At 43.4% G+C, this 17,442-nt stretch carries 12 protein-coding genes; 8 read left to right on the top strand and 4 right to left on the bottom strand.

What is annotated here, in order from left to right; all coding sequences use genetic code 11:
- Positions 1–76: 76 nt before the first annotated feature.
- Entirely contained in the window at positions 77–1,819 is a 1,743-nt protein-coding gene (locus BUB52_RS05025; RefSeq protein WP_009121716.1) for a phospho-sugar mutase, read from the top strand.
- Positions 1,820–1,884: 65 nt separating this feature from the next.
- Here the strand turns inward: BUB52_RS05025 and BUB52_RS05020 are convergent, their stop codons facing one another.
- The 3 genes from BUB52_RS05020 to BUB52_RS05010 all read right to left on the bottom strand — a co-directional run bounded on the left by BUB52_RS05020 (position 1,885) and on the right by BUB52_RS05010 (position 4,439).
- A complete protein-coding gene (locus BUB52_RS05020) occupies positions 1,885–2,526 on the bottom strand; it encodes a DUF4858 domain-containing protein (RefSeq protein ID WP_009121717.1) in 642 nt (213 codons plus the stop codon).
- Between the two features lie 435 nt (positions 2,527–2,961).
- A complete protein-coding gene (gene nudC / locus BUB52_RS05015) occupies positions 2,962–3,774 on the bottom strand; it encodes an NAD(+) diphosphatase (RefSeq protein ID WP_009121718.1) in 813 nt (270 codons plus the stop codon).
- A 23-nt stretch (positions 3,775–3,797) separates the two neighbouring features.
- On the bottom strand, positions 3,798–4,439 hold the full coding sequence (locus BUB52_RS05010; RefSeq protein WP_009121719.1) for an HU family DNA-binding protein: 642 nt from the start codon (positions 4,437–4,439) through the stop codon (positions 3,798–3,800).
- A gap of 358 nt (positions 4,440–4,797) precedes the next feature.
- On the opposite strand from BUB52_RS05010, the gene BUB52_RS05005 reads away from it, so the two are divergent.
- The 7 genes from BUB52_RS05005 to BUB52_RS04975 all read left to right on the top strand — a co-directional run bounded on the left by BUB52_RS05005 (position 4,798) and on the right by BUB52_RS04975 (position 16,599).
- The gene (locus tag BUB52_RS05005; RefSeq protein ID WP_039950674.1) at positions 4,798–5,394 is read left to right on the top strand and encodes an RNA polymerase sigma-70 factor; all 597 of its coding nucleotides are present in this window, start codon (positions 4,798–4,800) and stop codon (positions 5,392–5,394) included.
- Between the two features lie 66 nt (positions 5,395–5,460).
- Positions 5,461–6,468, top strand: coding sequence for a FecR family protein (locus tag BUB52_RS05000; protein WP_009121721.1), 1,008 nt, complete (start codon positions 5,461–5,463; stop codon positions 6,466–6,468).
- 167 nt (positions 6,469–6,635) lie between these two features.
- On the top strand, positions 6,636–10,106 hold the full coding sequence (locus BUB52_RS04995; RefSeq protein WP_009121722.1) for a TonB-dependent receptor: 3,471 nt from the start codon (positions 6,636–6,638) through the stop codon (positions 10,104–10,106).
- A gap of 13 nt (positions 10,107–10,119) precedes the next feature.
- Positions 10,120–12,123: a RagB/SusD family nutrient uptake outer membrane protein gene (locus tag BUB52_RS04990; protein WP_009121723.1), complete on the top strand. Its 2,004-nt coding sequence runs from the start codon at positions 10,120–10,122 to the stop codon at positions 12,121–12,123.
- Positions 12,124–12,136: 13 nt separating this feature from the next.
- The gene (locus tag BUB52_RS04985; protein WP_254302467.1) at positions 12,137–13,855 is read left to right on the top strand and encodes a fibronectin type III domain-containing protein; all 1,719 of its coding nucleotides are present in this window, start codon (positions 12,137–12,139) and stop codon (positions 13,853–13,855) included.
- A gap of 51 nt (positions 13,856–13,906) precedes the next feature.
- Entirely contained in the window at positions 13,907–15,292 is a 1,386-nt protein-coding gene (locus BUB52_RS04980; RefSeq protein WP_009121725.1) for a pectate lyase family protein, read from the top strand.
- Positions 15,293–15,300: 8 nt separating this feature from the next.
- Positions 15,301–16,599, top strand: coding sequence for a glycoside hydrolase family 88/105 protein (locus tag BUB52_RS04975; protein WP_009121726.1), 1,299 nt, complete (start codon positions 15,301–15,303; stop codon positions 16,597–16,599).
- 217 nt (positions 16,600–16,816) lie between these two features.
- Here the strand turns inward: BUB52_RS04975 and BUB52_RS04970 are convergent, their stop codons facing one another.
- Positions 16,817–17,329, bottom strand: coding sequence for a membrane protein (locus BUB52_RS04970; RefSeq protein WP_009121727.1), 513 nt, complete (start codon positions 17,327–17,329; stop codon positions 16,817–16,819).
- Positions 17,330–17,442: the final 113 nt, after the last annotated feature.

Genomic DNA, 17,442 nt, shown 5'->3' with positions numbered 1-17,442 from the left:
GATATTTGAACTTATTCTTTTACATTTGTGACTTAACAAAAAATGAAGTATTAACCTTTAATATTAAAATAGTCTTATGGAAAATCAAGAACTGATTAAACAGGTAACTGAGAAAGCTGAAAAATGGCTTACCCCGGCTTATGATGCCGAAACTCAGGCTGAAGTGAAAAGAATGTTGGAAAATCCAGATAAGACCGAACTGATAGAATGTTTTTATAAAGACCTGGAATTCGGAACAGGTGGTTTGCGCGGTATCATGGGTGCGGGCAGTAACCGTATGAACATCTATACAGTAGGCGCGGCTACCCAGGGATTGGCGAACTATCTGAACAAATGCTTCAAGGACAAAGAGCAAATCTCCGTCGTAGTGGGTCACGACTGCCGTAACAACAGCCGCAAGTTCGCTGAAATCTCGGCTGATATTTTCTCGGCGAACGGTATCAAGGTTTATCTGTTCGATGATTTGCGTCCTACTCCGGAAGTTTCCTTCGCCATCCGTCACCTCGGTTGCCAAAGCGGTATCAACCTGACCGCAAGCCACAACCCGAAAGAATACAACGGCTATAAAGCCTATTGGGATGACGGTGCGCAGGTACTTGCTCCGCACGACACTGCCATTATCGATGAAGTGAACAAAGTAACTGTTGAGGACATCAAATTTCAAGGCAACAAGGATTTGATTCAGATTATCGGCGAAGACATCGACAAGGTATATTTGGATAAAGTTCATACTCTTTCCATCGACCCGGAAGTGATTAAACGTCAGAAAGACCTCAGTATCGTTTATACGCCGCTTCATGGTGCGGGTAGAGTGCTTATTCCCGCTTCTCTGAAAGAATGGGGATTTGAGAATGTACACTGCGTGCCCGAACAGATGGTCAAGAGCGGTGACTTCCCGACGGTAATCTCTCCGAATCCTGAAAATGCGGAAGCGCTTTCTATGGCCATCGAACTCGCCAAGAAGATTGATGCGGACATCGTAATGGCAAGCGACCCGGATGCCGACCGCGTGGGTATGGCTTGTAAGGACGATAAGGGCGAATGGGTGCTGATTAACGGTAATCAGACTTGCTTGCTCTTCTTGTACTATATCATCAAGAACCGTATCGCGACGGGCAAGATGCAGCCTACGGACTTCATCGTGAAGACCATTGTGACTACCGAACTTATCAAGGCGGTTGCCGATAAGAATAAGATTGAAATGCTCGATTGCTATACCGGCTTCAAGTGGATTGCCCGTGAAATCCGCCTGCGCGAAGGCAAGCAGCAATACATCGGCGGCGGCGAAGAAAGCTACGGTTTCCTTGCCGAAGATTTCGTTCGCGATAAAGACGCCGTTTCAGCCTGTTCACTGTTGGCTGAAATCTGCGCTTGGGCTAAAGACCAGGGTAAGACGTTGTATGACATCCTGATGGATATCTATGTAGAGTATGGTTTCTCTAAGGAAACTACCGTGAATGTAGTGAAGCCGGGTAAGAGCGGTGCAGATGAAATCAAGGCTATGATGGATAACTTCCGCGCCAACCCGCCGAAAGAAATCGGTGGTTCTGCCGTTTCCTTGATTAAGGACTACAAAACTCTGAAAGCTACCGATGCCAAGGGCAATGTAACCGACTTGGATATGCCCGAGACATCCAACGTTCTCCAGTACTTTACAGAAGACGGCACGAAGATTTCCGTTCGTCCTTCGGGTACGGAGCCTAAGATTAAGTTCTACATTGAAGTGAAAGGTGAAATGGGTTGCTCCAAGTGCTACGGCAATGCAAACGCCGAGGCTGAAAAGAAAGTGGAAGCAGTACGCAAATCACTCGGTATCTAAGACGATTTGACTCTTGATATGGAAAGGTGCAAGCGGCAGTAAGCCGCCTGCACCTTTTTTCATATCTAAAAAGATATTCCCACACTTGTTTCCCACACCCATTCCCAGCGTCTGTGGATTATATTGAATTGGTGTCTGACACCTGTTTTTACCTGTACCTGCCTGTTGATGTCATACGAGAATCCGCTTCCAAGATACAGCGGGCTTACTGTTCCCGGCAATATGGCGGATTTACCGCTGCTGCGGCTATAGCCTGCGTAAATATGATAGCCGAGCTTTTGAGTGACGTCAAATTTGAAATCTGTCTTTTGCTGTAAAAGTACCTTTGCTCTTTTGCCATATTCCGTAGTGGCTGAGATACTGAATCGCTGAGTGTTCAGTATATATTTATTCCGTCGTTGGGTGTTGTAATATATGCGTGTATTGTCCAGCCGGAATCCGGGTATCGCGTATATCTGCCGGAGATTTTCCGGCTTGGGTAAAAGTTCCTCAACGGGTAAAATGGGAATACTGTGTATCTGTGCAGGTGTGGAAAATAACAGGTCGATTTCTTGTTTGACAGTAGGATTAATGGATATATCCGTTGTTCCGTCCAGTATCTCTTTCAGTTTAATGGAATCTTGTTTCGTCCATGTAGTCTGTCCTTGCACCGGAAAGGAAAAACCGGCAGATAATACTGCCAACAATATATATTCCTTTTTAATCATTTCTGTTCATTGTTGAGTCTTGGTTGTAGGTTAGACGCAACACGCCACAGAATGCTGTAAGAAACGGCTGTAAAAAAGGTTAAGAGGGAGCAGGGCAAAATCTTGCTTGCTGTTTGCTTTTTTAGGTACAGATTACATGGATTGCACGGATAAATTTAGAGAGTACCATGAAATCCGCGCAATCCGTGTCTAAAAGAAATCATCATGCGTATTTTGAAGTACCTCAATTAAGTTTCTTTTATATTCTTTATGCCGATTATCTAATCATTCTCCGTTAAATGCTGTTCTTATATGCGACGGAGGTCAACAGTTAACAGATGTACTTACAGATTGCGGTTGCACGCCGATTGGTTGATGTGAATGAGAGTCGTTTCATTCGTAGTTGTTCGTTTGTGAGCGCGTGTTTTCCGCAATCTGTTTTTTATGCCCTTTCCTTTAATTATTTTCCAGCCACCAGTCAATCAGCTTTCGTGCAATACTTAGCTTACGTGGAATTTCCGGCAGATTGTCTTTGGAATAGAATGCGCCGGAACTGAGCTCATCGGCTTGCAGCTTGATTTCTCCGCTTTCGTAGTCGGCAATGAAGCCTACCATTAACCCGCTGGGATAGGGCCATGGCTGACTGCCGAAATAAGTGATGTTCTTCACCTTCAGTCCCGTTTCTTCCATAACTTCCCGCTCTACGCATTGTTCCAGTGTTTCGCCCGTTTCCAGAAATCCGGCTACCAGCCCATGGAAAGTACCGCGGAAGTTGCGTGCATGCACCAGCAATATTTCTTTGTCTTTCCGTATCAGCACGATGATAGCCGTAGAAACGGGGGGATACATCTCATTTCCGCATTCCGGGCATTTCTTCATGATAGGAGTGTGTTGTTCCATAGGAGTGCCGCATACGGGACAGAAGCGGCTGTGCTCGTCCCAATAGAGTATCTGGAATGATTTTCCCGCTGCCTGGTAATCCGCCAATGGCAGATAGTCGTAAGAAGTGCGTAAACCTGTCATTACCCATTCTTCGGTTTCGGGTACAGGTTGTTCGAGGGCGAAGGTTTTTACCTTATGTCCGTCCGTCAGAGTTACCTCGTGTATCGTACATCCCGCTTCGGGTGTTACAGGCGGATTTATTCCATGGGGTATACCGTATTTGTTTTCTCCGTTTGTTGTGTATTCTTTCTTTAACAGCAGTTGGTCTTTGAAAAAGACGAACCACTGCATAGAATTTTCCGGTTCTGTTGTTTTTGCGATTTCCATATTCTGATTTCTATCGAGATTTGTTATTCTTTTATTTCTTCATTGTATTTTTCGCCTGCAACATAGACGGCAGACCTTCCCGAACCTCTACGTCGCAGAATACCTTGTTGAATAAGGTTATTCAGTTCGTTCATGGCGGCGTATGGCGTAAGCTTGGTTATTTGGACGTACTCCCGGCGGGTGATGCAAATATTGGCTTTTAAGAATACAGCCAATGCGGCTTTGCGCTCTTCTATGCTGGACGTAATTGCAGCGGCCTTACGTGAGGGAGAGTGTACGCGCTCCAGTGTCATTTTGTGTATAATCCTCTTACGGAATGTACTGCTGATACGTAGATGCACATTTTGAAACACAACGGATTCCGCCCTTATTTTTTGCTGGTTATCGTCTGTTTTCCGAAGGCATTTTAGCGAAGTACTGAGAAATCCGAGTTCACCCAGTTCCACGATATTTCCGTCGGCAAGTAAATCGCAGAGGTCATCAATAAGAACTCCTAATGAGGCTCCCAATACATTTTTAGGCAGATGTTGGTATTTTGAAGCATGTTCTATAAATTCTTCTTTGGTATAAGTCCTTTTAGGATAGATACGTGCGTGAAGAATTTTTTTGTTCTCTTTCTTTTGTCCCGGTGAGGGTGTTTCGTAAAAATCGTAGTAGGCACTCATTATATAAGTATTGCAGTTAGTTTTTTGCTATTCGATGAATAAATTCTGCTCTCTCTACAAACTATTTTTCAGCTTGTATAAATTTATTCATTCGACAACTATCTAATAATCATTCGACAATTGTCTAATAATTATTTGATATCTATCGAATGATTATTAGATAGTTGTCGAATGAATAGATTTCAGGTAACAAAGATATAAATTATTAAGATGCAAAGGCAGATTTATTGCAATAGAAATATAAGTTATTGTGTGCGGCGGCGCATAATTGAGCGCCTCTTTTTCTGAAAAATCTTCTTAATGATTGTGTAGTTACCTAAGTTTGACTACTTTTGCTCTTCTATAAATGGAGGCGGCTATGAAAGATACATTAATCATTGAACATTTACGCAGAGGGGATGAGGAGGCATTTAAATACATCTATGAGCGTCATTATGTCCTGCTTTGTCGCTTCGCCAATCAGATATTGAATGATGCGGCTCTTTCGGAAGAAGTGGTGGACGACGCTATATTTTATTTATGGGAGCATCGCCGGGAGATAGAAATCACGTATTCTGTACGTGCTTATCTGATGCGTGCTGTACGTAACCGTTGCCTGAATGAATTGCAATCCTTGAGCCATCGCGAAGAACTGCATTTTTCATCTTTTATGCTGCCGGAAAATATGGAATTCCTCGATTCTGTTTTTGTGGAAGAGAATCAGCCCTTGGGTATATTGCTCGAACAAGAATTGGAAGATGAATTGACCCGCAGCATAGAAGAACTGCCTGTGGAATGTCGCACCGTATTTAAAAAAAGTCGTTTTGAACAAAAAAAGTACGAAGAGATTGCTTTAGAGTTAGGAATCTCCATTAATACGGTTAAGTATCATATAAAGAATGCTTTAGCTCTTCTTCAAAAGCGTTTGGATAACTATTTGCATTTATTGATTATTTATATTTTTATGGATATTTGAAAAAATATATATTTTCGACTACCCTCATTCTTGATTTTTTTGTCTTATATATAAAGCAACAGAATTATGCAACTGGAAGAACATACTGATATAGATTTATTGATAACTCGATATCTTTCGGGAAAACTGGATAAAGAATCCTTTGCCGAACTGAAACGTTGGAGTTTGGAGTCTGAGTCTAATCGGAAATATGTACGGAATAAGTTAGAGGTATGGTTTTCCTCGGGGGCTGCCGATACTGCTGTACGGTTTGATAAAGACAAGGCATTCTCTTTATTCAGACAACGGGTTGCCGGGGCGGAGAAGAAACAAAAACAGATGCTCCGTTTCTCATGGAAAACCTTTATGCGGGTAGCTGCCGTTGTGCTGATTCTGATGATTCCATTTGTTACTTATTGGCAGGGAAAGCAAGCTGTGAAGCAAAACTTTGCGGATATGGTTGTAGAGGCACCTATGGGAGCGCATACTAAACTCTATTTGCCGGATGGTACATTGGTATGGCTGAATGCAGGATCGAAAATAATATATTCGCAGGGTTTTGGAGTGGATGACCGCCGGTTGCGTTTGGAAGGAGAAGGGTATTTTGAGGTAATGAAGAACGAAGAAGTACCTTTTGAAATAAACACGAAAGAACTGAATCTGAGAGTGCTGGGAACGAAATTCAATTTCAGAAACTATCCGGATGATGAAGAAGTGACGGTGAATCTGATGGAAGGAAAGGTGGCTCTTAGGAACGGCATCAGGGAAATGCCTGAACTTTATCTGACGCCGGACGAAAAAATGGTTCTCAACAAGGTGACCGGTCAAATGGTAAAAAGCAGCACAAGGGCGGCCAAAGCTAATGTCTGGATTAACGACGAGCTTTTCTTTGATGAGGAGCTGCTGGAAGATATAGCTAAGAAACTGATGCGCAGCTATAATGTTAAGGTGGAAGTTGCCGATTCTTTACGCAACAAACGTTTCTATGGAAGTTTCGGTATCTCGGCCAATACGATTGATAAGATTCTGGATGTGATGGCTTCGACCCAGCAGATGAATTATAAATACGAAAACGGTGTATATATACTATATTAATGTTGAACTTAAAAAATAAAATATGAGAAACATGAATTGCATGAGATTTACTTTTTCCGGCTGACACAGGTATTTTGCTTCCCGGATATAATGTTCCGGGAGTCAGCTTTATTTGGTAATTTTACCAAACCTTATTTCTATTCATTAATTAAAAATTCAAAAAGTTTATGGGAAACTTCAGTAAGGCTGTTTTAATAGCCTCAGTAGCTCTTTGTCTTCACCTTTCTGCTTTTTCACAAGATATATCACTGAAAGCTAAGCAAATAACGGTGAAAGAAGCGATAGAACTATTGAAAGAAAAATCCGGTTACTCATTTGTGTTTTCATCTGCGGATGTAAATACGAATAAGCGAATTTCAATATCTACGGATAAAGCGACGATTGATGATGTTGTTAAGCAAATTCTTCAGGGACAAAACAATCTGACTTACGAAATTCAGAATAAACGAATAATAGTAAAGAAGATACAACCGGAAGGAAAAACAAAGAGTAAGCGAGTTAAAGCCATCGGTAAGGTTGTGGATGATGCAGGGGAGCCTATCATCGGTGCGACTGTCAGAGAGCAGGGAACAACCAACGGAGCGGTTACCGGTATTGACGGCAGCTTTTCGCTGGACGTTACGGATAATGCCAATCTGGAAATATCTTACATCGGCTATGAGACACGCAAAGTAAAAGCCCAGCAAGGTAAAAAACTGGATATAACTTTACGTGAGGATGCGAATGTGCTGGATGAAATTGTGGTATTGGGATATGGCAATATACGCCGTAGCGATGTGACGGGTTCCATTGCATCTGTTTCATCCGAGTCTATATCCAAGGTGGCTTCGGCTTCCGTAGCCGATGCTTTGGCTGGAAAAATGGCTGGTGTACAGATTACCACTACAGACGGTGCGTTGGACGCTGAAATCAGCGTTCGCGTGCGTGGCGGTGGTTCCATTACCCAGGATAATTCGCCGTTGTTTTTGGTGGATGGTTTTCCGGTAGATGATTTGAGCGGTATTCCGCCGACGGATATTGAATCCATTGATGTATTGAAAGAAGCGTCAATGACAGCTATTTACGGAGCGAGAGGCGCGAACGGTGTTGTTATCGTGACTACCAAGAATCCTAAAATGGGTAAAACAACGGTGCAGTTTAACAGCTATCTGCAGATGCGTACGCTGGCACGCAAAATACCGGTGATGAACAACTATGAGTTTGTAATGGCCGAATATGAATATCAGATGATCCGTAAAGGTTCGGATGAGGGCTTTATCAAAAACTTCGGCTATTATGACGATATCGATTTGTACAAATACACGAACACTACTGACTGGCAGGATGAAATTTTGGGCGGTAATCCTCTTTCACAGTATTATAATATAACCGTTAACGGCGGTAATGAAAAAACTAAATTCAATTTAAGTTATACCCGTAATAAAGATGAGGGACAGTTGATTGGTTCGGGACTGACACGTAATAACATCAACCTGAAATTGAATCATCAGTTGTTCAAGAATCTGAAACTGGAAACAAATGCAACGTATCGCACACGCACCATTGACGGTGCCGGAACTTCGGGAACAAATATCGTTACCGCACTTCGTTTCCGCCCTACCAACGGATTGTCGGCGGGAGTTGCCGTTGACCCCGATGATGACGAGGAAAACCTGGATGAAGACGGAAACTCTCTGAATCAGAAATATACTCCGGTAGAAGAGAATAAGCAGAATTACAGAAAACGGGACGAACAGGCTATCAGCCTGAAAGCTGCCTTGGTGTGGGATGTGATAAAAGGGCTGCAATTTCGTTCCGAGTATGGAATCAGTACGACTCATGCAAATGACAATCAGTTTTACGGCCCGTTGTCCAGTACGGCCTCTGCTGCGGGTATGAACAATATGCCTTCGGCTAAGCGTACCAAAACCCATAAGGAATCATATCGTCTGGCAAATACGCTGACCTATCGTAACTCGTTTAATAAGTCTCACAATGTCAATATAATGCTGGGACAGGAAATTAACCATGCGCAGAACGATAATACGTTTATGAGCGCGAAGCTCTTTCCGGTTTCAGTAACGGCAGAGGCGGCTTTGGAGAATTTTGCTTTGGGAACTCCCAATCAGAGCACCAGTTACAGAAGCGCTCCCGACAGAACATCCTCTTTCTTCGGACGTGCATTGTATGATTACAAAAATCGTTATTATGCCACTCTGACGGTTCGTGCCGACGGGTCTACCAAGTTTGCTCCCGGTAAGCAATGGGGATATTTTCCGGCAGGTTCTATTGCCTGGAGAATTTCCAATGAAAAGTGGATGAAGCCTATAAGATTCATTTCCGACTTGAAGTTGAGAGCCAGCTACGGTCTGGCAGGTAATAACCGTATCGGTAATGATTTGTGGCATAATATCTATCGCGTATACAGCGGAACGAGAGCTCCCGCTTTCGGCAATGAAGAGTATAATTATTATCAGTTTGCCGACCAGACCTATCTTTATGACCCTGACTTGAAATGGGAAACCACCATAACCCGTAATATCGGTTTGGATTTCGGATTCTTTAGAAATCGTTTGAGCGGTACGGTTGATGTATATTGGAATACTACCAAGGACTTGTTGGTTCCTTCCATCATTCCCAATTCATCGGGTTACTCCCGTCAGATGACAAATGTGGGACAGACCTCAAATAAAGGAGTTGAAATTTCTTTGGACGCAAAAATCGTTCAGACAAAGAATTTCCAGTTATCGGCAAATTTCAACGTCGCGTTCAATAAGAATAAGGTGGACAAACTGGCTACCGGTGAGACCGAATGGAAAACCAAAGCCTCATTGTCCAACTGGTATGGAACGTATAACTATAAGATGGAAGTAGGCAAAAGCATGGGATTGATTTACGGATTCGTCAATGACGGGTTCTATAAGGTAGATGATTTTGATTTCGACGCGACGACTAAAAAATGGACTTTGAAGCCGGGCGTACCCGACAATTCATCATTCAGTTCCGGTAACTTCGCCTTTAAGCCGGGCGCCATGAAATTCAAGAAACTGTCCGATTCCGAATCGAACCTGATTACGGAAGATGATATGACGGTGATAGGTGATACCAATCCTAAAGTGACCGGCGGTTTCGGTCTTTCCGGTAACTGGAAAAATCTGGACTTTACGGCATTCTTCAATTACATGTGTGATTTTGATGTGCTCAATGTGAATAAACTCTACCTGCACTCGGCTGTCCGTCGTAATTATTCCAACTTATCTACGGATATGAATCTTGCCAATCGTTTCCGTTATGTGGATGACGCCGGGGTAAATGTTTCCAGTGACCCTGTCGCCTTGGCTGCATTGAATGAGAATGCCAAAACTTACTCTTGGATGTCCGTAACTCAGGGTATAACAATGACCGATTTGGTTGAAGACGGTTCTTTCCTTCGTTTGAGTACTTTGACGGTCGGTTATACGCTTCCTAAACATTGGTTGCAATCTTTGGGAGTTAAAAGCTTGCGCTTGTATTTCTCCGGAAGTAACTTGTTTACGATAACAGGATATAGCGGTTACGATCCGGAAGTGAATATCCAAAAAGGTTTGACGCCGGGTATTGATAACAATGTAACTCCGCGTAGCCGTGTTTATACAGTCGGTGTTAATTTGAATTTTTAAAATTATATAGAGTATGAGAAAAATATATATATCGGTAATTGCGAGCATATTACTGTTTGCTTCCTGTTCAGATTATCTGGATGTAAATTCTCCGTCTACGTTTGATAAGAATTATGTATTTGGCAGCGAATCCGAAATCGCTACTGCTGTCAATGGCATGTATGTGCCTATGGTCAGCGGTAAGGGTTGGGTAGGGGTCTTGCTTAAGAAGATGCTGTTTAATACGGATGTGGAGTTTAGCGGACTGTCCACCGCATCTAACCTCAATGAGCGTGCGTATGTGCCGAGTACGGGTGATATAAAGTCGTATGGTGATATTTGGACGGGTATGTATGACGGGGTGAACCGTACGAATGACGTTATAGAGGGTATCGAGCAGAGTCCGTTGTTTGCCGCCGCCGATAAGACTAAACCGTCTCGTTTGATGCATTACTATGGAGAAGCGAAAGTTTTGCGCGCCATGTATTATCTGGAACTTGTCAGAAACTGGGGTGATGTGCCGTACAGAAGAACATCTGCCGGAAATAAGGATGAACTGTTTATTGGGGCGACAGACCGCAATACGATATTGACAGATATGATAAATGATTTGATAGAAGTAGAACCTTTGATGTTGTATGCGGAAGAATCCGACAGAGGAGTGGAAGCTGCTTCAAGAGAATTCTGCCAGGCACTGATAGCACGTATTGCTTTGCAAAGAGGTGGCTGGAGCCTCCGACCGGATTATGATAATCCTGCGGCTGTGGGTGCAATGGAACGGAGTGATGATTGGAAGGAGTATTATAAAATAGCCGAGGAATATGCCGGAAAGGTTATCTCCGAGGGTAAACACTCTTTGGCCCGCTCTTTCCGCCAGGTTTGGGTAGATGAATGTAATTGGATAGTACCGGTTGCCGATGATAATATTTTTGATGTACCGGCTAAGGTGGGCGGTTCAGGAGAATTGGCTTATTCTTGGGGAACATATATCGTATCGTCAAAGAATTCGGAAGGTGTGAACGCTTCCAATGCTCCTCACGGATATTCGTCCGGCGGTGCCAGATTAGCGCTTACGTATATGTTATCTTTTGATAAGGCGGATTTACGTAGGGATATTACCTGCGAAATGTTCCGTTATGAAAATTCGGGGATGAGTTCTATTGTTCAGAAGCCTTTTTCCGAGCTTAATGTTGGCTGCGGCAAGTGGAACCGTTTGTTTATGGAATCTCCGCTGGGCAGCACATCCAATAAGGGTACGGGGATTAACTATACGTATATGCGTTATGCCGATGTGCTGTTGATGTATGCGGAAGCTGCCAATGAAAACCATGACGGGCCGACGGCGGGCGCCAAGGATGCTTTGAAGCAGGTACGTAAGAGAGCCTTTGCGCAGGAAGACCATGCGGAAAAGGTGGAAGCCTATGTAGATGCTTTGGGGACAAAAGAAGATTTCTTCAACGCTATTGTTCAGGAACGTGCGTGGGAGTTTGGCGGAGAAAAGCATAGACGCTATGATTTGGCGCGCTGGAACTTGTATGGCAAAACATTATATAACTTGTATTTCGATTGGATTGAATTAGGTAAGGTTGCCCGCACTAAGCAGTATGAAAATACGACAACTCCTTTTGAAGACCCTACTTATAATGCGCGTTTTGATTCTTATCCGGCCGTAGCCTATTATAAGATGGTACCGGCTGATAAAACGCTGTTCCCGGTATGTGTAGCCGAAACAATGGATTGGTATAAGGAAGGTGATGTCAATTCTTATGACGAGGCGCTACCTGCATATCCTTCTAAGAATCCTACCGGTTACTCGCGCGTAGATATGTGCGTTCAATATTGTACGCAAGTCAAAAACGCCAGCCCTCGCCAGTGGGAACCGTCTGCCCGTATTCTGCATTCGTTCTATGGATATATCAACGCTTCGAATGCCGGGTCTGTAAATCCCGAGACAGATCCTGTACGCTATTTGGTTCCTATACCGCCGGACGCGTTGTCGAGCCATCAGGGATTATTGAAAAATTATTATGGATATTAAAACTAACAGTAGGATGAAAACAAGATATATAGTACCGCTTTTACTTTTTTGTCTGTTTGCTTGCATGGCGTGTGAAGACGATAAGACGGAAATGCCCCGTTTATTCAGACCTTCTTTTATAGCTTCTTCCTGTTTTGCAGAGGATAATACCATAACCTTGGCCTGGAGAACCTCCGGTGAAGCGACTTCATATACGGTAGAACTTTCACAGGATGCCACGTTTCAGTCGGAAAAGTTGGAAACGCAGACAGTGGAGCATGGTAAGTGTACGTTTACGAATTTACGTTATGAGACTAAGTTTTATGCTCGTGTCAGAGCCAATAACGAATCTCTTGCCATCACATCGAATTGGACGGAAATGGGTTCTTCCATTTCAACTTTGTCCCGTACCATTCCTAAAATTTTATATGCCGTGGAAGGTTCGCGGATTAGTGAGACTTCTGCAGAAATCAAATGGGTGGTATCAGAGAAAAATCCGGTTGACGGATTGGCGATATGGGAAGAAGGGACCACAGAGGAAAGACAAATCAGTTTGGAAAATGCTTCCGCCGGACAATATACAATTACAGGATTAACCCCTCGCACCACGTACTATGTGGCTTTAACAAATAGCGCTGCACCGGAAGGAGCGGAGAAATACAATCAACAAAGGTTTACCACTGCGGGAATGCCTGTCGATGCGGTTGTGGTAGAAGATGGTGTCGATTTGATGGGTAAGATAAAGGCCGGTATGACAGATGCAAGTAAGCAAGCCCTTGTATTCCAATTGAAGAATGGAGTTGATTACTACCTGACGGAAGGCGGGGAAGTAGCTGCGAAAACCGGCGATATAAAATTGACCAAGAGCATTGCTCTTCTTGCCAATCCGGGAGAACGTCCTACTTTGTATATTCGTGAGGGATGCTTCAACGTAAAACCGGAAAGTGGCAATATGCCCGATATTGAATATTTTGTTGTTGATAATGTGAATGTTAAGGAAACCTGGACTGAAAGCAAACCCAGTAAGGGCAGTAAGACACGTTTACTGAATATTGGGAAACATGATGCCGGTACTGATTTTACAATAGACAGATTTGAAATTACAAACTCGGATATTGTTTTACCGTCTGCTGTCCTAATGATGAGCGACGCCAGTGAAGGGGTAACTACAATCAACCATATCCGTATAGATAATTGTTTGGTTTCCGGCATTAATGATACAAAAAATGTAACAAAGCAATTCGGTTTTATTCATGCTATAAATAAAGGCTCTAATGTATGGAATGATGTCTCTGTCACTAATTCCACATTCTATGAGTTTTATATTTCACCCGGTGTGTTTGGAGCGCCTACTGCCAATGTTCCTATTGCCGCCGGTAACAAGGTTGTTATTTCTAATTGTACTTTCTACAACTGGGGCTCGAATAAGGATGGTAAAAACACTTATAGGGCTGTTGGAAATTTCTCCAAACTGACTGCTCCGCTGAATTTGTCGGTAAATAATTGCGTCTTTGGCAGCAGTGAAAGTAAAGTGCTCGATGCAGGCGGTATCAATTTGAGTTCGAAAGGTAATTATTGCACATCGGATTTTGAAAAGATGTCTGATGCCGGTTTGACACTTATCTCATTGGATACGGATGATGCTTCATTATTCCGTAATATCGAGGAGAATGACTTTACTGTGATTGATGCGGAATCCGTTATATATAAGTCGGAATATGGCGATCCTCGTTGGATTACAGTATTGGATTGATTATCTGCAAATTTAATAAAAAGCTAAAAACTCTAATTAATGAGATGTACTATGAATCTGATAGGGCTCTTTAGTCTTGCATGGGTATTCCTGTCCTGCAACCAAGAAGAAGGAAAAGATAATCCGGCGGTTCCTTTTCCGGATTATGGTGAAGTACTGGCCTTTCCCGGTGCGGAAGGGTATGGACGGCATGCCACAGGCGGCAGAACGGGTGAAGTGTATCAAGTAACGACTTTGGCGGATTCGGGTAAGGGTTCTTTACGTGATGCCGTCAGTAAGCCCAACCGTATTATTGTATTTAAGGTAGCGGGGGTAATCAAATTAGAGTCTCCTCTCGACTTCTCAAAGAATTTGACAATTGCAGCACAGACAGCTCCGGGTGACGGAGTTGTCGTGTATGGCAATCGGGTTTCCTTTTCGGGGGCGGACAATTTGATATGCCGTTATTTACGTGTACGAATGGGCATGAACGGCCGTGAAGGTAAAGATGCGGCCGGTATCGCCTACGGGTCGGATATGATTTTCGACCACATGTCCGTAACATGGGGACGCGATGAATGTTTCTCCATCAATGGAGACCCTAAAAAGCCTGCCGACCAACCTCGGAATATCACTATACAGAATTCGTTCATAGGGCAGGGACTGCAACCCCATTCTTGCGGCGGCCTTATCCAGACTACGATAAACAACGGGGTTACTTTGTACCGTAATCTGTATATAGACAATAAAACCCGTAATCCGAAAGTGAAAGGACTGAATCAGTTCGTAAACAATGTCCTTTATAATTGGGGAAACGGCGGTGCTTACATTATGGGGGATACCGAGCAAAAATCGGATGCGGATATTCGGAATAATTATTTTATAGTAGGAACTACAGATAATTACGATGGCAAGAAGTTAGGCGCGACAGCTCCCTTTACCCGATATAACGAGCATTTCAGCGCCTATTTGTCCGGTAACTTCTATGATGATAATAAGGATGGCGTATTGAATGGCCGTGAGCTGGAACGTGCGGACTGCATGAAGAAGTCGGTTGTAGCCGGAGAGGAGATTATAACTTCTCCTACGTTCCTTGAACGTCCGTCCGATATACATCCCGAAATAAAAGGACTGATGACTGCTCAGGAAGCCTATGAATGGATTGTCGATAATGGCGGAGCTTCCCTTCCCGTACGGGATGAGGTGGATACCTATCTTATCGACGAACTGACTTCATTAGGGAAAAAAGGGCTGATTATCCATACGGAAGAAGATATACCGACAAAAGGGCCGGGCAGTATAAAATCAGCGGATGCTCCCGCGGATACCGATAATGACGGTATGCCGGACGAGTTTGAAGATAAATACGGCCTTGATAAGAACGATCCGGCAGATGCCATGAAGATAGCGTCCAATGGATATACGAATATAGAGAATTATATATTTCTGATTAAATAGAATACCGAATGATGAAAAAATTATGTCTTGTTTTTATAAGCGTGTTGCAATTGTGTAGCGTGCCGGCAGGGGCGCAAACGAATGACAAAGCCAGAGAGATGGCGGTGAAGATAGCCGACCGTATTTTAGCGTCCACCACTTATGAGTTTGTGGATAAGAAAAGCGGGAAGACCTATACATCCTTAAAGAATACGCCATTGAATAAAGCGGTGAAGGTCAAGAGTAAATATCTGGATTGGCACTATACGAACGGAGTTACCAATATCGCCTTAATGGAATTGGGTAATAAGCTGGGTAATTCCAAATACGAAAACTATGTATTGAAAAACATGGATTTCGTATTTGACGCGGACAATCAATCTTATTTCCGCCGATTGTATGAAGAAACGCTGAAGAATGAGGGTTGGAAAGCGGTGAACGCCTTGAACTGGCACATGATTTATCGTAATAAACGTTTGGACGATAACGGACCGATGGGAGCAAGCCTGATTGATTTGAACCGGAAGCATCCTGACGAAGCGTTCCGGAAATATATTGAAAGCACCAATCATCATTTGATGTTTTCCGAACCCCGGCTCGCCGATGGTACCATTGCCCGGTTGTGGCCGCATGTAAATACGGTATGGGCTGATGATGCTTTTATGGCTCTTTCCTTTTTGGTAAGAATGGGAGAGGTGACGGGAGATAATAAGTATTTCGATGATGCTGCCAATCAGATATTGAATTATACCCGCTATCTGTGGTGTCCGGAAAAGGGAGTATATTATCACTGTTACCATACCGACACGAAGATACACGGAGTAGCTCATTGGTCAAGAGCCAACGGATGGATATTTATGGCAACGGCAGATTTACTGTCGAGAATGCCTGAAAATCATCCTATGCGTGAAGATGTCATCGAGAACTTCCGGATGCAGACGGATGGAGTAATCCGTTATCAGGGCGCTAACGGGTTATGGCATCAGTTGCTCGACAAACCGGATTCTTATGAAGAGATAACCGGAACGTCCATGTTTGTTTTCGGCATTGCCAAGGGAGTTAAAGAAGGATGGTTACATCCCGATTATATCTATGTGGCATGGGAAGGCTTGAAAGGGATGCTGACAAAAATCACGCCCGAGGGTGATGTCACTGCAATTTGTGTAGGTACGGGAATTATGCCTTCTTTATCATTTTATTATAACCGTCCGCAATGGAAAAACGACCCTATGGGTGAAGGACCTGTTTTGAGGGCATTGGTCGAGATGATAGATGCGCCTGCTTATGCGGAAATTAAAGCAGAACAGCAATATGATAAGATAAAGTAAGCGGTTCTGTCTCTTTGTTGAGAAACTGACGTTTTTGATTCTCGTAGATTATATTGGTTGAAACCTTAGAATTCGATAAGCGGAAAAAGTTCATCATTTCTTTCTCTGATTATCGATTCTAAGGTTTTCTTTTTGAGTTGAGGCCAACGGCCTCTATACTTTTGGTAAAACAGTGTACGGAAAACAGTTCCGCCACTTTTGATAATCCTGCAATGTATTACAGCGATGCGCTATATTTTATCAACGCATACCCGCCTGCTACCTGCATCGCCATTCCCGGCAGACCGATACGGAAATCTTGTACGGCCTGGAAGAAGCTGCCAACCATAGCCCACTCTCCTAAAGTACCTGCCACCTGATAGAACAGTACGACAGCCAATAAAATAGGCAGAGAGATGCGGTTGAAGCGGTGTGCCGCCCAACCGGCTGCTACCGCCAGTAATACGGACTTCAACAGAATGGCGGGAAGCACTGCCGGAAGAGGCATTCCGAACAGCAGCGAATTGATTACCGGAGAAAGAACGGCAGTCAGCAATCCCACTTTCCAGCCGAATTTGTAGGCGCCGATCAGGGTAAAGAAATAGATGGGCAACCATGTTATACCACCTTGCGGTATAAGGTGGAAAAGCTGAGGAAGCGCCATATTGCCTGCAATGAACAATGCGGCCATTAAGTAAGTTTTTGCATTGCTGTAATCCAGCGAATAGAGTTTTACAGTTTTTGTTTCCATGTTCTTATAGTTTATAGAGTAATCTTATTGGTTTATCAAATAATCATTTTTATGCTTACAAAGTTATAACTATTATTCCAAATAGCTACGGTCTTGACGACGGTAATGCCTGA

The organism is Bacteroides clarus YIT 12056 (assembly GCF_900129655.1).
Taxonomy (GTDB): Bacteria; Bacteroidota; Bacteroidia; order Bacteroidales; family Bacteroidaceae; genus Bacteroides; species Bacteroides clarus.
The sequence above is the reverse complement of the archived record's forward strand: the minus strand, read 5'-3'. Positions and strand labels throughout refer to the sequence as shown.